This window comes from Streptomyces sp. NPDC002886, assembly GCF_042888445.1.
GTDB lineage: Bacteria > Actinomycetota > Actinomycetes > Streptomycetales > Streptomycetaceae > Streptomyces.
Genome location: NZ_JBIAPV010000004.1, coordinates 990,290 through 1,005,353 on the forward strand (window position 1 = coordinate 990,290; position 15,064 = coordinate 1,005,353).

The window sequence follows — 15,064 nt, forward strand, 5'->3', positions numbered from 1 at the left end:
GGGATGACCCCTCAGCTAGGCTGCGCCCGGGGTGGTGCCCGGCGCGCGTGGGATGAAGTTCCGTTGGCGCGGATTGGTCAGACGGTCGTCGCCGGGCATCACCTCCTCTCGTCGTGGGAGCCGCGGCGCGGACTTCAGTGCTGGTCCGCGGACTTCAGTCCTGGTCCGGCGGGCTCCAGTCCCTCGGGCCGGGTTTCTTGTGGGTCGCCCAGTCCGCCGGCAGACCCACGGCCGCCCCGCCCGCCGCGCCGCGCAGCGACCGCAGCCACGACAGGGCCCCGGGCAGGAAGCGCGGGAGCAGCGGCCCCGCGAAGGCGGCGAGCGCCCCGACCACGAGGCAGATCAGCAGGACGTTGCGGATGGCTCCGACGGCCCAGTCCGGGGTGCTCCCCACCGCCTGCGCGGCCGGGGCGCCCGAGGTACCGGTGGCGCCCGTGGTACCGGCGCCGCCCGTGGTCGTCACGGCGGCGCCGGGTGAGGCCGGGGCGGGCCCGGGCGCGCCGCCCGCGGCCGAGCCGGCGCCCGCGGCCGAGGTCCCGGCGCCGGAGGTGCCCGTACCCGCCGAGCCGGAGCCGCCCGCCGCGGCCGCGCCGCCCGTACCGGACGGCGTACCGCCCGAGCCGCCCGGCGCCGGGCTGCTCGGCGCCGGGGGCTCCGGCGACGGCGTCGGCTTCTTGCCCGCCTCGGTGCTCACCCGCTGGGCCGCCGCCCGGGTCTGGGCACGCAGGGCCTGCGGCAGCGGGGCGTAGCCGTGCGGCAGGCTGCCCGCGGCCACGCCCGGGGTCTGCCCCTGGGCGGCCGCGTAGGCCAGCATGGCGCCGTAGTCCTTGCCCTCCGCCTCCGTAAGGTCCGCGGGTACGGTGGCGGCGTAGGTGAGGACGGTGAGCGGGTACGCCGCCGGGTCCGCGGCCGCCGGGTCGGGTGAACTGAACCCGTCGGCACCGGCCTTGCGGGCCTTCGCGGCGGCGAGGAGGGCGGCCGGCTCGGGAGCGACGAACTTCCCGCCCGCGTTGAGCAGTTCGGCGCGCACCAGGCCGTACCGGTCGGCGGTCGCGGTATCGGTGACGGCGAGCACGGCGCGCGAGCCGGCGAGCTGCGGCGGGTCCTTCTTGTACGTGGGCGGGGTGGCCGTGGCGTCCCAGGAGGTGCGGGCCAGGGTGTCGCCCCGGCTCGCGGCGCGCGCGGCCGCGTGCATGTCGGTGGCGTAGGGGTGCTTGTCCTGGATGCAGAGCGGGGACTCGGGGTGGTCCAGGGGGAAGGGCTGGCAGTACGGGTCGCTCTTGGGGAAGGTGTCCACCGGCAGGGCGATCCCCCGGTAGTTCGGGTTCACGGCCATGCCGGCGTACGAGGCGTCCCCGTGGGCGCCGGTGTTGTCGGGCGTGCCGTCGAGGAACTCCCGGGCGGCCGGGTCCCGGGTCACCCACTCCCACAGTTGCCGGGTGGTGTCGGCGAGCGGTTGCGGGACGAGGGCGTCACCGAGCTTGCCCGGGAAGTCCAGTCCCGCGTAGTCGGGGTTGTGGTGCATGAACTCCGGGTCGTGCCCCAGGTTCACCGGGTTCTTCGCGGTGCTGTCGGCGAAGCGCGAGTTGCCGTCCTGGTAGGACTCGGTCAGCAGCTTCGCCACCAGTCGGGGGGTGAGCCGCAGGCTGCTCAGCCGGACCCCGTTGCGGGCCTTGACCTCGTCGGGCGCCTCGAATCCGGCCTGGCTCTCGATGAAGAAGCCGATGGTGATGCCGGAGAGGGCCACGGGTGCGTAGACGGGTTTGCGCACGGGGTCGGCCGGCGCCGGCCGGCCGAGGAAGACCAGCCCGGGGGTGCCGGAGAGCAGCTTGACGCGGGCGGTCTCGTCGGGGACCTGGGCGTAGCCGTAGATGGCCTTGCCGCCGGTCTGGCACAGGGCGGGCTGCCAGCGCGTGATGGCCTCGGCGGCCATCTCGCTGCCGATGGTGCCGCGTTCCTCGGCGCCGATGGGGCAGTAGCTGCCGAGGGGTTCGAAGCCGAGCGGGACGACGAGGCGCTGCTTCCAGTTGGCCGGGCTGAGCGGGGAGGACTGGAGCTGCCCGCTGGACTGCGCGGTGTACGGGCTGCCGTCGACCTCCTTCTCGCCGCGCGGCACGATCACCAGCCAGCAGCCGCGTCCGGTCGGGGCGCCCTGGGAACCGGGGACCGCGGTGCCGCAGCCGAGGCCGGGGGCCTCGACGGCGGTCTGGGTCTCGAACCAGACTTCGCCGGTTCCGCGGGCGTTGGTGCGGGCGTACGGAACCTCGTTGGTGCTGTTGACGTCGTAGAACTCGTTCCAGTTGCCCGGACTGACCGGGTCGCCGCCCACCGTGCGGAAGGGGGCGAACGAGATCCCGCTCGGGGTGGGCGGCGGCAGCGGCTCGTGCTCCGCGTCCTGGAGGTTGGCTCCGTAGTTGAGCTGGCGGGTGTTGGTGTAGGCCCCGGCCTGGTTGCCGGCGGAGCCCAGGGCCGAGGAAGCGCCGAACTGGCACTGGTCGGCGGCGGGCCCGGTGGCCTCGTCGCCCCAGCACTGCATGATCTGGAGGTAGTTGGCGCTGTAGGCGGTGTCGGAGACCGTGGGCTTTCCGCCGGTCCAGGAGATCTTGACGACCTGGCCGACGAGGTTGCGGGTCTGGCCGACGGTCACCTTGAGGTCGGCGAAATCGCCGGCCCCGGACACGGTGACCTCGGAGCTCGCGTCCACCCCGGCGGCGTACGCGGCCTGCGGCCCCAGGCCGCCGGGCCCGGAGGTGGCGACCACGGGGAGCAGCACGAGGCAGAGCGAGCCGAAGAGCAGCCGGATCCGGCGCGTGCGGAGCGGGCTTCGGAGCGGGGTTCGGGACGACGCGCGGAGCGGAGTACGGAACGGGATGCCCATCAGGACCCGCCTCCCGTGCGCCCGCGCCGGGAAAGGCGCCGGGTGACCAGCGGAGGGGCGACCGTGACGGCCAGCAGGATCAGGGCGCCGAGCACCATCAGGACGGTCTGCAGGGACCCGCCGATGCCGGTCGAGGTGGTGACGGGGATGCCGAACAGGTCGGCGGCGCCCGCCGCGAGGGGCTGACCGGTCACCGGGTCCACTCCCCCGCCGTCCGCGCCGCCGCTGGCCGAGCCGTCACCCGTACCACCGCCGGAGGCCGCGGCGCCGCTTCCGCCGTCGGCTCCGCCCGTACCGCCCGAGGCGGTGCCCGCGGTGCCCCCCGTGGCTCCGCCGGAGCCCGTGCCGGCCGTACCGCCCGTGGCTCCGCCGGAGGCCGCCGCACCGCCGGTGCCGGTGGCTCCGCCGGAGGCCGCGGCGCCGCCGCCACCTGAACTGCCGCGCTGCGTGGGGTTCTTGTTGCCGCCGGTGCCGGTCTCGCACTGGGTGGGGCCCTGCTTGTCGCAGGCGGGGGGCTTTGGGGCGGTCTCGGCCAGGATGTTCCGGCCGTCGGGCGAGAAGGTGGGGTTGCGGCAGTTCTTGATGTCGATGTTGGCCACGACCACGCCGGGAATGCGGCGCACCTGCGTCAGACCCGCCTGGACGAGGTTGATGGGGAGCGGCGAGTACCCGAGCCGGTCGACGGAGCGCTGGCCCTCGCAGAGGAAGTAGTAGGCGAAGGCGCCGAGCGCCTTGCCCTTCTGCGGGTTGAAGTTCGACTCCTGCGCCGTCGGGATGATCATGTAGCTGTAGCTGGAGAGCGGGTAGGTCCGCTCGTCGGCCCCCGTGTAGACGCCCTCCAGCTTCTGCGTGAGGTCGACGGGGTCGATCTGCGCGTTGCCGAGCGACACGGCGACGTTCTGGGCGGTGGGTTCGGTGTAGTAGCCCGACTTGTTGAGGACCTTGACGACCGGGAAGCCCGTCGTGGAGACCGCGTAGGAGTACTCCACGTACGTGATGGTGCCGATGTTGCCCTCTTGGGCCACGTAGCCGGAGACGCCGTTGGAGCCGGACTGACCGACGAACCCGCGGCCGGCGATGGTCGGGTAGTTGGAGGTCTGCCCACAGGGCGTGGAGCGCCCGGCCTTGCCGCAGTAGGCGTCCCACAGCCCCCCGTGCTGCGTGCTCAGCCACTTGGTGAGCTGGGCCGTCGTGCCCGAGCCGTCGGAGCGGACGACGGGGACGATCCTGCGGGCGGGGAGGGCGGCGGCGAGGCCCGGGTTGTCGGCCTTGATCGCCGGGTCGTTCCAGGTGGTGATCACGCCGGTGAAGATCTTGGCCACGTTCTCCCCGGAGAGGCGGAGGTTGGTGACCCGGCGGTTGCCGATCTTGAGGTTGTACATGAAGGCCGTGCCGCCCGCGACGATCGGCATGTAGGCGAACTTCCGCGAGGGCGGCGGGTCCACGACCCCCGAGTCCTTGATCCCGTAGGGGATCTCGGAGACCGCGAAGTCGACGGTGCCGTTGCGGAACTGGTTGCGGCCGTCGGACGATCCCGTACCGCTGTAGTTGACCGTCATGCCGTACTGCTTGACGTTGGCCCGCCACTGGTCGAGGGCGTTCTGGCTCCAGGTGGAACCCGCGCCGGAGACCGGTACGTAGCTCTCGGCCGCGGCCGGCACCGCGCCGGGCAGGACGGCGGCCAGCGCCGCCAGGAGCAGCGCGAGTCCGCGGACGAGCAGGCGTCCGCGCCGGGCGGGTGCGCGGTCGCCCGAAGGGGCACGCACGGGGTATGCCGGGGGTCGTCCGGGCATGGGTAACTCTCCTGATCGGTCACAGATCGTACGAATGGACGCGGCGCGGTGCCGCGAGGAGCGGGGCGGCTACGCCCGGGGCGGAGGTACGGCCGGCCACCCCTGTGGCTCCGGCCCCCCGGCCTCCTCTTCGGTCAGGGCGAGGTCCCGCTCGGCGGCCCGGGCCCGCATCCGCTCCAGGTCACGGGCGGAGGCGAGCACCCGGCGGTGCTGGGCCCCGCGGCCGAGCCGGCCCGGGGCCTTGCCGCCGATGACGCGGGCCAGCACGAAGAGCAGCAGCACCAGCCCCATCAGCAGGGCGGCGCAGCCGAACCCGCGGGCGATCATGGACTTCTCCGGGGACTGGACCAGGCTGAAGACCGCCAGCGGAAGCGAGAGTTGCGGCCCCTCGAAGGGATCGGCGTTGAGCCCGTTGGCGATGCCCGAGGTGAGCAGCACCGGGGAGGTCTCCCCGATGCCGCGGGCGGTGCCCAGGATGACGGCGGTGGTCAGTCCGGACCGGGACGTGGGCAGGACCACCGTCCACACGGTGCGCCACTGACCGGCCCCCAGGGCGTAGGAGGCCTCCTTCAGCGCGCCCGGCACCAGCCGGATCACCACGTCGGAGGCCCTGATGACGATCGGCAGCATCATCACGGACAACGCGAGGGCCGCCGCGAAGCCGGACTTGTCGAAGTGGAGCAGCAGGATCCAGGTCGCGTAGACGAACAGGCCGGCCACGATGGAGGGCAGCGCGGTCATCGCTTCGACGATGGTGCGCACGAACCGGGCGTAGCGGCCCGGCACTTCGTTGAGGAACACCGCGCAGGCCAGCCCCAGCGGTACGGACACGGCCAGCGCGATGCCGATCTGCTCCAGGGTGCCGACGATCGCGTGCAGCGCCCCGCCCTGACTCAGCGGCTCCAGCGGGCCGGTGGAGGCCATGTCCTCGGTGAAGAAGTTGAGGTGGGCCAGGGCCGACCAGCCGCGCATCAGCACGTAGCCGACGACGAACACCAGGGCCGTCATCAGCAGGGCCGCGACGCTGTGCACGAGGACCTGCGCGAGGCGGGCCCGCACGGTGGCGGCTGATTCGTCGAGGGACACCAGGACGGCGTAGAGGGCCATGAAGGCCAGGTAGAGGACGACCACGAAGCCGAGGGGCGCGTTGAAGGGCAGGAGCCGGCCGAACAGCAGGGCGGTCACGGAGAGCGCGGCGGCGGCCGCGCCCGCCATGGCCAGGACGTCGCGCAGGTGCAGCGTCGCGGTGTTGCGCCGGTGTTCGGGCGGGACCCCGGCGCCGTCCCGCACCACGGGCGGGCGGACGGTGGCGGCGGGGCCGTCCGTGGCACCTGGACCGTTCGCGGCACCGGGACCGTCCACGGCGTCGGCGGCGCCCGGGAGGTGCGGCTTGTGCGTGAGGGCGGTCATGCGTCCGCCCCCGCTCCGGAGCGGCTGCGGGCCACGACCGAGGAGGCGATGAAGTTGACCACCAGGGTCATCAGGAAGAGGGTGAGGCCGGCCGCCATGAGCGCGGATATCCCGAGGGGGCTGGCCGAGCCGTAGCGCAGGGCGATCAGGGCGGACACGGAGATGGCGCCGTTCTGGAGGACGTGCGGCTGGATCACGAAGACCGGGGAGATGATCAGATAGACGGCGATGGTCTCGCCCAGCGCGCGGCCGAGCCCGAGCATGGCGCCGCCGATGATCCCGCCCCTGCCGAAGGGCAGGACGACGGAGCGGATGACGCCCCACGGGGTGGCGCCGAGCGCGAAGGCGCCCTCGCGCTCGCCGGGCGGCGCCTGGGCGAAGGCCTCGCGCATCACGGAACAGGCGATCGGCGTCACCATCAGCGCGACGACCATGCCCGCGATGAAGGTGGAGGAGGTGTAGAAGGTGTTCGGGCTGAGCGGATCGCTCGGGTCGTCCCCGTCGACCGCGAAGGGCGGGAACCAGCCCAGGTACGTGGTCAGCCAGCGGGACAGCCCGACCACGTGCGGCTGGAAGAGGAACAGGCCCCACAGGCCGTAGACCACGCTGGGCACCGCGGCCATCAGGTCGACGAGGCTGATCAGGGTCTGCTTGACGCGGCGCGGCGCGTACTCGGTGATGTAGAGCGCGGTCCCCATCGCCAGCGGCAGCGCGAAGGAGATCGCGACGCCGCCGATCAGCAGGGTGCCGACCAGCACCGCCGCCACACCGAAGTTGTGGGAGTCGGGTTCCCAGGCGGAGGTGGTGAGGAAGGTCCAGCCGGCATCGTCCAGGGCGCTCACGGCGCGGACCCCGAGGAAGACGCCGACCAGGGTCATGACGAGCAGGACGGCGGCGCCGGCGGTTCGGGCCGAGCCGCGGAAGATCCGGTCGGCCGGATCGCCGCTCCCGGAGAGGGCGCGCGGGGTGATGAGCTCGTCCTCGGGGACGGCCGGGGGGATCACCGTGGTCGCGGTCATCGCGGGCCTCCCCCGCGCAGGGCCAGCCCCGGGGCGTCCCCGGCACCGGGCAGCCGCAGACCGCGCAGCCGCCGGGTGTGGGTGACCCCGGAGGCCACCTGCGCCTCGGCGGCGGCGGACAGGAACAGCTGGAGGCTGTGCCGGCATTCGCGCTGGCGGCGGAAGGTCCGGACGGCCACGGCCACGCACTGCTCGTCGAGGACGAGCTGCCAGGTCCAGGCGCCGACACCGGAGCCGGACAGGGCGCCGGATCCGCCCTGGACCACGCCGCCCACCCCGCGGGGACCCGTAGCCGTACCCGTACCCGTACCCGTACCCGTACCCGTACCCGCGCCCGCCGTCGCGGCCCTGGCCGTACCCGCCGTCGCGGCCGTGGCCGCGGCCGTGGACATCGCCACGATCGGGACGGCCTCGGCGATCCGCTCCCGGAGCCGTTCCACGGCGGCGCCGCAGGCGCCGAGGGCGCGGAACACGGAAGGACTGCGGCCGAGTTCGTGATTGTTGGAACCGACCAGGCGCCAGGTGACGGCGTCGGGCCCGCCTCCCAGGCCTCCCTGGCCGCCGTGGCCTCCCTGGCCGCCGTGGCCTCCCTGGCCACCATGGCCGCCGCTCCCGCACACCCCGTGCGGTCCCCCCGCCATCGGTGCAGGCGCCTGACGTCTTTCTACATCCACCCAGGACACGAACAGAAAACGTGGCTGAGACACCGGACCGCCCCCCTTCCCCACAAGCCGTGCGTGGCCGGAAAACGGCCACCCACCCATGGCCGCGGGCATGACAATCCACGGGGCGTAGGGCTCTGGGACACACGGATCGGTGAAGCAGAAACGGAGAGCACGTGAACGGGCGGCGGAGGCGTGTTTCGCGTCCGATGGCTCGCCTCCCCCGTGATGCCGGGGATCAGGCCGGGAACGGCCCCCGGGCGACCTCCACAGAATCACCACGAACGGGCTCAGGAACTGGCGCCGGAAGCGCCCCGCGCAGCACGGGGCGGGGCCCCCGTGCCGGGCCCCGGGACCCCCTGCGGGCCGCGCCGCAGCGACCCTGCCCGACCACCGGGTGGCCGAAACGGCATCCCGCCACCGGTTCGGCTCCCGGCGGCTCGGGGGGCACTCACTGGTGCATGCGGGCCCCCTTGAGCACCTTGTCCACCGCGTTGCGCGCTCCGTGGACGGCGATCCCGACCAGGTCCAAGTGGTCCCTTCCCACCGCCGCCACGGCCGCCCGGTTGGCCCGGTCGTGGCCCGTGCCGAACAGGTCCGAGGTGAACACCGCCGTCGCCAGGCCGCGTCCCACCGCCCGCGCGTGAGCCGCCGTCACCGTCTCCTTCCCGCCCTCGAAGACCAGTACGGGCTGGCGGAACATCGGCAGGTAGGGGGTCCCGTCGGCGTCCTCGTAGGGCTCGCCGACCACCTCGGGGAGAGCCGTACCGAGCCCGCTGACGAGGAACGCGGTGACGTTCAGCCGCTGCCAGGCCTCCAGGTCCTCGCGCAGCAACACCGCGATCTTGGTGTCGAACCGCACGGGCGCGTCCGCACCGGGCTGCTCGCCGCGCCCGCCCTGCTCCTCGGTCTTCGTCTCGGTCTTCGTATCGGTCTTCGTCTCGTCGCTCATGCCCTGAGACTGCCGGGCGTCCCCGCGCGCGGTCTTGTACGTTCTTTGCGTGCAGCCCCAGCAGGAGGTCTCGGCCTGGCGTCCGCGGGTCGCGGGGGTCGTCGAGGTGTTCCACGCCCGCTTCACCGCCCACGCCTACCCCATGCACGTCCACGACGCGTGGACCCTGCTGATCGTCGACGACGGCGCCGTCCGCTACGACCTGGACCGCCACCGCCGCGGCACCCCGGGCGGCACCGTGAGCCTGCTCCCGCCGCAGGTTCCGCACAACGGCTCGGCCGCGACCCCGGACGGGTTCCGCAAGCGCGTGGTCTACCTCGACACGACCCTGCTGGACGAGCGCTTCATCGGCGCCGCCGTGGACGGCCCCGACCTCGCCGACCCCGTACTGCGCCGCCGCGTCGGGCAGCTCCACCGGGTGCTGGCGGCCCCCGGTGACGAGTTCGAGGCGGAGAGCCGGCTGGCCCTGATCGGCGAGCGGCTGCGCACGCTGCTCCGGCCCCGCCTCGAGCTCCCGGGCACCCCGGCCGCACGGTCCGGCCCCGGCCCCGGTCTCGCGCGGAGCCTGCGCGAGCTGCTGGACGAGCGGGCGGCCGACGGCCTGTCCCTGGAGGAGGCGGCCGGCCTGCTCCAGGCCCATCCCGCCCATCTGGTGCGCGCGTTCAGCGGGGCCTTCGGCATCGCCCCGCACCAGTACCTCGTCTCGCGCCGGATCGCCCTGGCCCGCCGGCTGCTCCTGGACGGCCGCCCGGCCGCCGAGGTCGCGGTCGCGGCGGGCTTCTACGACCAGTCGCACTTCACCCGGCACTTCAAGCGCGTCGTCGGCACCACCCCCGGGCGCTACGGCCGGTTCTCCGCATCCCGCTGACGGCTGCCCGCCATGCCGCTAAGGTGACGATCCATCAGGTCATCTGACCCGGACTCTTGACTCTGTACCCGGCAGTAGCGATTCTCGACCCAATGCTTGCGCGGGACATGACAAACAGGTGCCAAGGCGGCCACGCCTCCGGTGGACCGTGTCCTCGACCGCGCCCTCCGCCGACCGAGGACGTGAGTAGTGGCCATGACCCACGAACGCCGAGAACCCCGAGCACCACGAAGGCAACGACCGGAACCACTCCCCCGCCCGCGGCGCAAGCCGTTCGCGGTCCTGTCCCTGCTCCTCGGCCTGCTGGCCCTCACCCTGGGCCCGGTGCCCGGGGCGGCGGCCGACAACGGCTGGTGGAACCCGACCGCACGGCCCGCGCCCGACTCCCAGATCAACGTGACCGGCGAGCCCTTCAAGGGCACCGACGCCCAGGGCAACGTCCGGGGCTTCGTCGACGCGCACGACCACATCATGTCCAACGAGGGCTTCGGCGGCCGGCTGATCTGCGGGAAGCCGTTCTCCGACGCCGGGATCGCCGACGCGCTCAAGGACTGTCCCGAGCACTACCCGGACGGCAGCCTGGCGATCTTCGACTTCATCACCAAGGGCGGCGACGGCAAGCACGACCCCGACGGCTGGCCCACCTTCAAGGACTGGCCCGCCCACGACTCGCTGACCCACCAGCAGAACTACTACGCCTGGATCGAGCGCGCCTGGCGCGGCGGCCAGCGCGTCCTCGTCAACGACCTCGTCACCAACGGGGTGATCTGCTCGGTCTACTTCTTCAAGGACCGCGGCTGCGACGAGATGACCGCCATCCGCCTGGAGGCGAAGAAGACCTACGACATGCAGGCGTACGTCGACAAGATGTACGGCGGCGCCGGCAAGGGCTGGTTCCGCATCGTCACCGACTCCGCCCAGGCCCGCGAGGTGATCAAGCAGGGCAAGCTGGCCGTGGTCCTCGGCGTCGAGACCTCCGAGCCCTTCGGCTGCAAGCAGATCCTGGACATCGCCCAGTGCGGCCAGGCGGACATCGACAAGGGCCTCGACGAGCTGTACAACCTCGGCGTGCGCAGCATGTTCCTGTGCCACAAGTTCGACAACGCCCTGTGCGGGGTCCGCTTCGACGAGGGCGCGCTGGGAACGGCCATCAACGTCGGGCAGTTCCTCTCCACGGGCACCTTCTGGAAGACGGAGGAGTGCAAGGGCCCGCAGCACGACAACCCCATCGGCCTGGCCCCCGCGGCTTCGGCGGAGAAGCAGCTGCCGGCGGGCGTGAGCGTGCCCTCGTACGCCTCGGGCGCCCAGTGCAACACCCGCGGCCTCACCGACCTCGGTGACTACGCGGTGCGCGGCATGATGAAACGCAAGATGATGCTCGAGCTCGACCACATGAGCGTGAAGGCGGCCGGCCAGGCCTTCGACATCATGGAGAGCGAGAACTACCCGGGCGTGATCTCCTCGCACAGCTGGATGGACCTCGGCTGGATGGAGCGGCTCTACAAGCTCGGCGGCTTCGCCGCCGCGTACATGGGCGGTTCCGAGGGCTTCAGTGCCGAGGCCAAGCGGACCGACGCGCTGCGCGAGAAGTACAACGTGGGCTACGGCTACGGCACCGACATGAACGGCGTCGGCGGCTGGCCCGGCCCGCGGGGGGCGAACACGCCGAACCCGGTGACGTACCCCTTCCGCAGCACCGACGGCGGCTCCGTCATCGACAAGGTGACCACCGGCCAGCGCACGTGGGACCTCAACACCGACGGCGCCTCGCACTACGGCCTGGTGCCCGACTGGATCGAGGACATCCGCATCGTCGGCGGACAGGGCGTGGTGGACGACCTGTTCAAGGGCGCCGAGTCCTACCTGCGCACCTGGGGCGCGTCGGAGCAGCACAAGGCCGGCGTGAACCTCGCCGCGGGCCGGCCCTCCTCGGCGAGCACGTCCGAGTGGTGGAACCCCTTCGTCAGCTTCGCTCCCGGCCTCGCCTTCGACGGCAGCCGCGGCAGCCGCTGGGCGAGCGAGTGGCACGACGACGAGTGGCTTCAGGTCGACCTCGGCTCCTCGCAGCTGGTCAAGCGGGTCACCCTGGACTGGGAGGCGGCGTACGGGCGTTCGTACCGCATCGAGGTCTCCGCGAACGGGACGGACTGGACGACGGCCTGGTCCACGGTCGAGGGTGACGGCGGGGTGGACACGGCGAGGTTCTCCGGGGTCCCGGCCCGGTACGTACGCGTCCACGGAGCGGGACGCGGCACCAAGTGGGGTTACTCCCTGTACGAAGTCGGCGTATACAGCAGCTGACGGCGTCGAGCGGGGTGTCCGGGGCCGGTGCGCCCGCGGACACCCCGCTCGGGGCGCACCGGAGCGAAGGGGAACCCGTACATGGCACGGATGCCGTTGACCGACCGGCGCAGGCAGCTGACGGAGGCGGCGATCCGCGCGATGACCCGCGACGGGGTGTCCAGGACCACGACCAGGTCCATCGCCGCCGAGGCGGGCGTCTCCCTGAGCGTGTTCCACTACTGCTTCGACTCCAAGCAGGCGCTGCTGGAGTCGGTCATCGAGACCATCACCGCGCACTACGTCACCCTCGTGAAGGCCGCGATCCTGCCGAGGCCCACGCTGCGCGAGACCATCCGGGCCGGCTTCCAGGCGTACTGGGACCACGTGGCGGCCAGCCCCGGCGCGCACATGCTCACCTACGAGCTGACCCAGTACGCTCTGCGCCAGCCGGAGTTCGGGCACCTGGCGCGCAAACAGTACGAGTCCTACTGCGACACGTACACCGAGCTGCTCGAAGAGCTGCGCCGGATCCACCCGTTCGAGCTCAGCGTGCCGGTGGGCGTGCTGGCCCGCTACCTGTCGGCCATGACCGACGGGGTGACCCTGAACTTCCTGGTCCTCGGCGACGACGAGGCCGCCGCCGAGATCCTCGACATGGTCACCGACCACGTGGCCGGTCTCGTCGTCCAGGTGAGCTGATTTGTCCTCAGGCGGCCACGCGGAAGCCGATGTTGGACGTGGAGCTGTCCGGGGTGTTGGAGCTGCGGGCCGCGACCCGGTAGCGGTTGCAGTACGAGTCGTGGCAGAGGAAGGATCCGCCGCGCATCGCCCGCGAGGGGTGCCCCGGGGCGAAGGGGTCCGCGCTCCATTCCCACACGTTGCCCACCGCGTTGTACAGCCCGTGGCCGTTGGGCCGGTACGACTTCACGGGCACGGTGCCCAGCCGGGGCCCGGTGGGGCCGTCGGGGAACTCGCCCTGCCAGATGTTCAGCATCTTCCGCTCGCCGGGCGCGAGTTCGTCCCCCCAGGGGTAGCGGCGCTGCTCCAGCCCGCCGCGGGCCGCGTACTCCCACTCGGCCTCGGTGGGCAGCCTGGTGCCCGACCAGGCGCAGTAGGCGATCGCGTCGTTCCAGGAGACGTGGACGACGGGGTGGTTCTGCCGGGAGGCGACGGAGGTCCCGGGCCCTTCGGGATGTTTCCAGTCGGCTCCGGACACCGCCCGCCACCAGGGGACCCCCTCCACGGCGGGCGCGGTGGCGGCGAGTTCGCCGACGAGCAGACCTGCGAAGACGAAGGAGAACCCGAACCGCTCCGCCTCCGTGACGTGTCCGGTGGCCTTGACGAAGGTGGCGTACTGGGCGTTGGTCACCGTGGTCGGCGCGATCCGGAAGGGATCCACGGCAACCTCCCTGACCGGGCCCTCCCCGTCCGCCGGAAACCCGTCCGCGTCCTCGGTGCCCATGAGGAACCGGCCCCCGGGCAGGTCGAGCAGACCGCGTACGGGCCGGGGCGCGGGCGCGGCGGGCGCGGCGAGCAGGGTCAGGGCGCCGGCCGGGGCGTCGTGACCCGGAGTGCAGCAGGAGGAGGACATGGGGGCTCCGGTGAACGTGCGGGATGGATGCGGTCCGGCCGGGCGCGGAGTGGCGCGCCCGGCCGGAGGTCTGGTGGCTAGCCGACCCGGTCGGCGGCGAGCTGGGCGGCCAGGGCGGGGATGCCCAGGTTCCGTTCCTGCGTCGGGGTGGCCTGGTACAGCTTGTTGACCAGCTGGTGCGGGTCGGCGGCGAGGTCGTAGTACTCCCGGAAGGTGACCTCTCCGGTGCCGGACACCGTGCCGTTGGCGTCGGTGTGCAGCTTGTAGTACTCCACGTACTGCTTGTCCTTGGCCACGTAGGAGGACCAGGTGCGGTGGTCGGGGCCGGTGCCCTGCTTCCACCATTCGACGAGCAGGTGGTCCCGGCTGTACGAGCTCAGCAGCGAGCGGCCGTCCTGCGGGGTGTTCGGGGTGATGCCCGCGGCGTCGAGGATGGTGGGCGCGATGTCGATGTTGGCGACGATGCGGTTGTCCACCGTGCCGGCCCCGAGGCCTCCGGCGGGCCAGGAGAGGTAGAACGGCACCTCGTGGGCGGGGCTGTAGGGCACCGACTTCGCGGTCCATCCGTGGTCGGCCCAGCCGAAGCCGTTGTCGCCGATGTAGATGACGAGGGTGTTGTCCAGCTGGCCGATCGCCTCCAGCTTGTTCTTGAAGGCCTGGACGGCGTCGTCGACCGACAGGAGGACGCGCAGCTGCTCCGCGCGGATGCGCTTGCCGTCCTCCAGGGTGCCGGTGGCGTCCTGGATGTAGGGCGGCTTGTCGCTGCGGTCGGCCTCGGTGACGGAGGGGCGTCCGTTCCACTCGGGTACGGGCACGCCCGCGTACTTGGCCTCGGGCGTACGGGGTCCGTGCGAGGCGTACGGGGTGACGTAGGCGAACCAGGGCCGGGTGTCGGTGGTCGCCTTGTCCAGGAAGCCCAGTGTCCGGTTCTTGATGACGTTCGTGGTGTAGCCGTTGATCGTCTGGACCGTCCCGTTGACGTTCCACTTGCCGTCCACGTACGAGGGCTGGAGCAGCGCGAAATCCTCGAAATGCGGGGGCGCGTCCGCGATGTTCCAGGAATTGAGGTATTTGCCGAAGAGGCCCGTGCGATATCCGGCCTGCTTCAAATAGCGCTGAACGGTGGTGTTCTGGTCCAGGGCCGCCGAGGAGGCGTTGTTGCGCACTCCGTGGTTGTGGGCGAAGCGGCCGGAGAACACCGAGGAGCGGGAGGGTGCGCACAGGGGGGTGGTGACGTGTCCGTGGTTGAACTTCACGCCCTGCCCGGCGAGCCAGCCGATGGTCTTCTGGAGGGCCCAGTCGGTCTGTTTGGGCTGGTCATCGGTGACGATCAGCAGGATGTTCGGACGGCCGGCGGCCGCTGCCCCGGAGGCCGCGGCGGCCTGGCCGATCGCGGGCACGGTGGCGGCGGCCGCGGCCGCGGCGGTGCCGGCGAGGAAGCCTCTCCGGCTGACCTGCGTACGGACTCTCTTGCTCATGCGTATTTCCTCCCGCTCTCCGAAGGCGCCCCATCAACTTCAAAGGATGGTGTGGCTGCCACTGCCATGCGGAGAGCGTAAAGGGATGCCAATACCCGTTCCATGTACGGAGTATGAAATGACGTCAGCT

At 72.2% G+C, this 15,064-nt stretch carries 11 protein-coding genes; 3 read left to right on the forward strand and 8 right to left on the reverse strand.

Annotated features, from left to right (window positions below; all coding sequences use genetic code 11):
* Positions 1–154: 154 nt before the first annotated feature.
* From ACFYYB_RS22775 to ACFYYB_RS22800, 6 genes are all read right to left on the reverse strand, one after another.
* Positions 155–2,878: a hypothetical protein gene (locus tag ACFYYB_RS22775; RefSeq protein ID WP_389437084.1), complete on the reverse strand. Its 2,724-nt coding sequence runs from the start codon at positions 2,876–2,878 to the stop codon at positions 155–157.
* The gene (gene pstS, locus ACFYYB_RS22780; protein ID WP_389437085.1) at positions 2,878–4,671 is read right to left on the reverse strand and encodes a phosphate ABC transporter substrate-binding protein PstS; all 1,794 of its coding nucleotides are present in this window, start codon (positions 4,669–4,671) and stop codon (positions 2,878–2,880) included. The genes ACFYYB_RS22775 and pstS overlap by 1 nt, the downstream gene beginning before the upstream one ends.
* Positions 4,672–4,740: 69 nt before the next feature.
* The gene (gene pstA, locus ACFYYB_RS22785) at positions 4,741–6,081 is read right to left on the reverse strand and encodes a phosphate ABC transporter permease PstA (RefSeq protein ID WP_389437086.1); all 1,341 of its coding nucleotides are present in this window, start codon (positions 6,079–6,081) and stop codon (positions 4,741–4,743) included.
* Positions 6,078–7,100 carry a phosphate ABC transporter permease subunit PstC gene (pstC, locus tag ACFYYB_RS22790; RefSeq protein ID WP_389437087.1) on the reverse strand — a complete coding sequence of 341 codons (1,023 nt, stop codon included), beginning with the start codon at positions 7,098–7,100 and terminating at the stop codon, positions 6,078–6,080. Before pstC ends, pstA begins: the two co-directional genes overlap by 4 nt.
* Positions 7,097–7,741 carry a hypothetical protein gene (locus ACFYYB_RS22795; protein WP_389437088.1) on the reverse strand — a complete coding sequence of 215 codons (645 nt, stop codon included), beginning with the start codon at positions 7,739–7,741 and terminating at the stop codon, positions 7,097–7,099. The genes pstC and ACFYYB_RS22795 overlap by 4 nt, the downstream gene beginning before the upstream one ends.
* A gap of 472 nt (positions 7,742–8,213) precedes the next feature.
* Positions 8,214–8,714: a DUF2000 family protein gene (locus ACFYYB_RS22800; RefSeq protein WP_389437089.1), complete on the reverse strand. Its 501-nt coding sequence runs from the start codon at positions 8,712–8,714 to the stop codon at positions 8,214–8,216.
* 49 nt (positions 8,715–8,763) lie between these two features.
* Between ACFYYB_RS22800 and ACFYYB_RS22805 the strand changes: the two genes are divergently transcribed.
* The 3 genes from ACFYYB_RS22805 (at position 8,764) to ACFYYB_RS22815 (ending at position 12,564) form a co-directional block, all read left to right on the forward strand.
* Entirely contained in the window at positions 8,764–9,582 is an 819-nt protein-coding gene (locus tag ACFYYB_RS22805) for an AraC family transcriptional regulator (RefSeq protein WP_389437091.1), read from the forward strand.
* A 195-nt stretch (positions 9,583–9,777) separates the two neighbouring features.
* Positions 9,778–11,883, forward strand: coding sequence for a discoidin domain-containing protein (locus tag ACFYYB_RS22810; protein ID WP_389437092.1), 2,106 nt, complete (start codon positions 9,778–9,780; stop codon positions 11,881–11,883).
* A gap of 81 nt (positions 11,884–11,964) precedes the next feature.
* Positions 11,965–12,564 (forward strand): TetR/AcrR family transcriptional regulator, encoded by a 600-nt coding sequence (locus ACFYYB_RS22815; RefSeq protein ID WP_389437093.1) that lies wholly within the window; start codon positions 11,965–11,967, stop codon positions 12,562–12,564.
* 7 nt (positions 12,565–12,571) lie between these two features.
* Here the strand turns inward: ACFYYB_RS22815 and ACFYYB_RS22820 are convergent, their stop codons facing one another.
* A complete protein-coding gene (locus ACFYYB_RS22820; RefSeq protein ID WP_389437094.1) occupies positions 12,572–13,456 on the reverse strand; it encodes a formylglycine-generating enzyme family protein in 885 nt (294 codons plus the stop codon).
* A gap of 77 nt (positions 13,457–13,533) precedes the next feature.
* Positions 13,534–14,934, reverse strand: a complete 1,401-nt coding sequence (locus ACFYYB_RS22825) for a sulfatase (protein ID WP_389437095.1) — start codon at positions 14,932–14,934, stop codon at positions 13,534–13,536.
* Positions 14,935–15,064 lie beyond the last annotated feature (130 nt).

Excerpts from the sequence above, each read along its gene's own strand:
- ACFYYB_RS22775 (WP_389437084.1), bottom strand. The coding sequence starts at position 2,878 with ATGGGCATCCCGTTCCGTACTCCGCTCCGCGCGTCGTCCCGAACCCCG.
- pstS (WP_389437085.1), bottom strand. The coding sequence starts at position 4,671 with ATGCCCGGACGACCCCCGGCATACCCCGTGCGTGCCCCTTCGGGCGAC.
- pstA (WP_389437086.1), bottom strand. The coding sequence starts at position 6,081 with ATGACCGCCCTCACGCACAAGCCGCACCTCCCGGGCGCCGCCGACGCC.
- pstC (WP_389437087.1), bottom strand. The coding sequence starts at position 7,100 with ATGACCGCGACCACGGTGATCCCCCCGGCCGTCCCCGAGGACGAGCTC.
- ACFYYB_RS22795 (WP_389437088.1), bottom strand. The coding sequence starts at position 7,741 with ATGGCGGGGGGACCGCACGGGGTGTGCGGGAGCGGCGGCCATGGTGGC.
- ACFYYB_RS22800 (WP_389437089.1), bottom strand. The coding sequence starts at position 8,714 with ATGAGCGACGAGACGAAGACCGATACGAAGACCGAGACGAAGACCGAG.
- ACFYYB_RS22810 (WP_389437092.1), top strand. The coding sequence starts at position 9,778 with ATGACCCACGAACGCCGAGAACCCCGAGCACCACGAAGGCAACGACCG.
- ACFYYB_RS22815 (WP_389437093.1), top strand. The coding sequence starts at position 11,965 with ATGGCACGGATGCCGTTGACCGACCGGCGCAGGCAGCTGACGGAGGCG.
- ACFYYB_RS22820 (WP_389437094.1), bottom strand. The coding sequence starts at position 13,456 with ATGTCCTCCTCCTGCTGCACTCCGGGTCACGACGCCCCGGCCGGCGCC.
- ACFYYB_RS22825 (WP_389437095.1), bottom strand. The coding sequence starts at position 14,934 with ATGAGCAAGAGAGTCCGTACGCAGGTCAGCCGGAGAGGCTTCCTCGCC.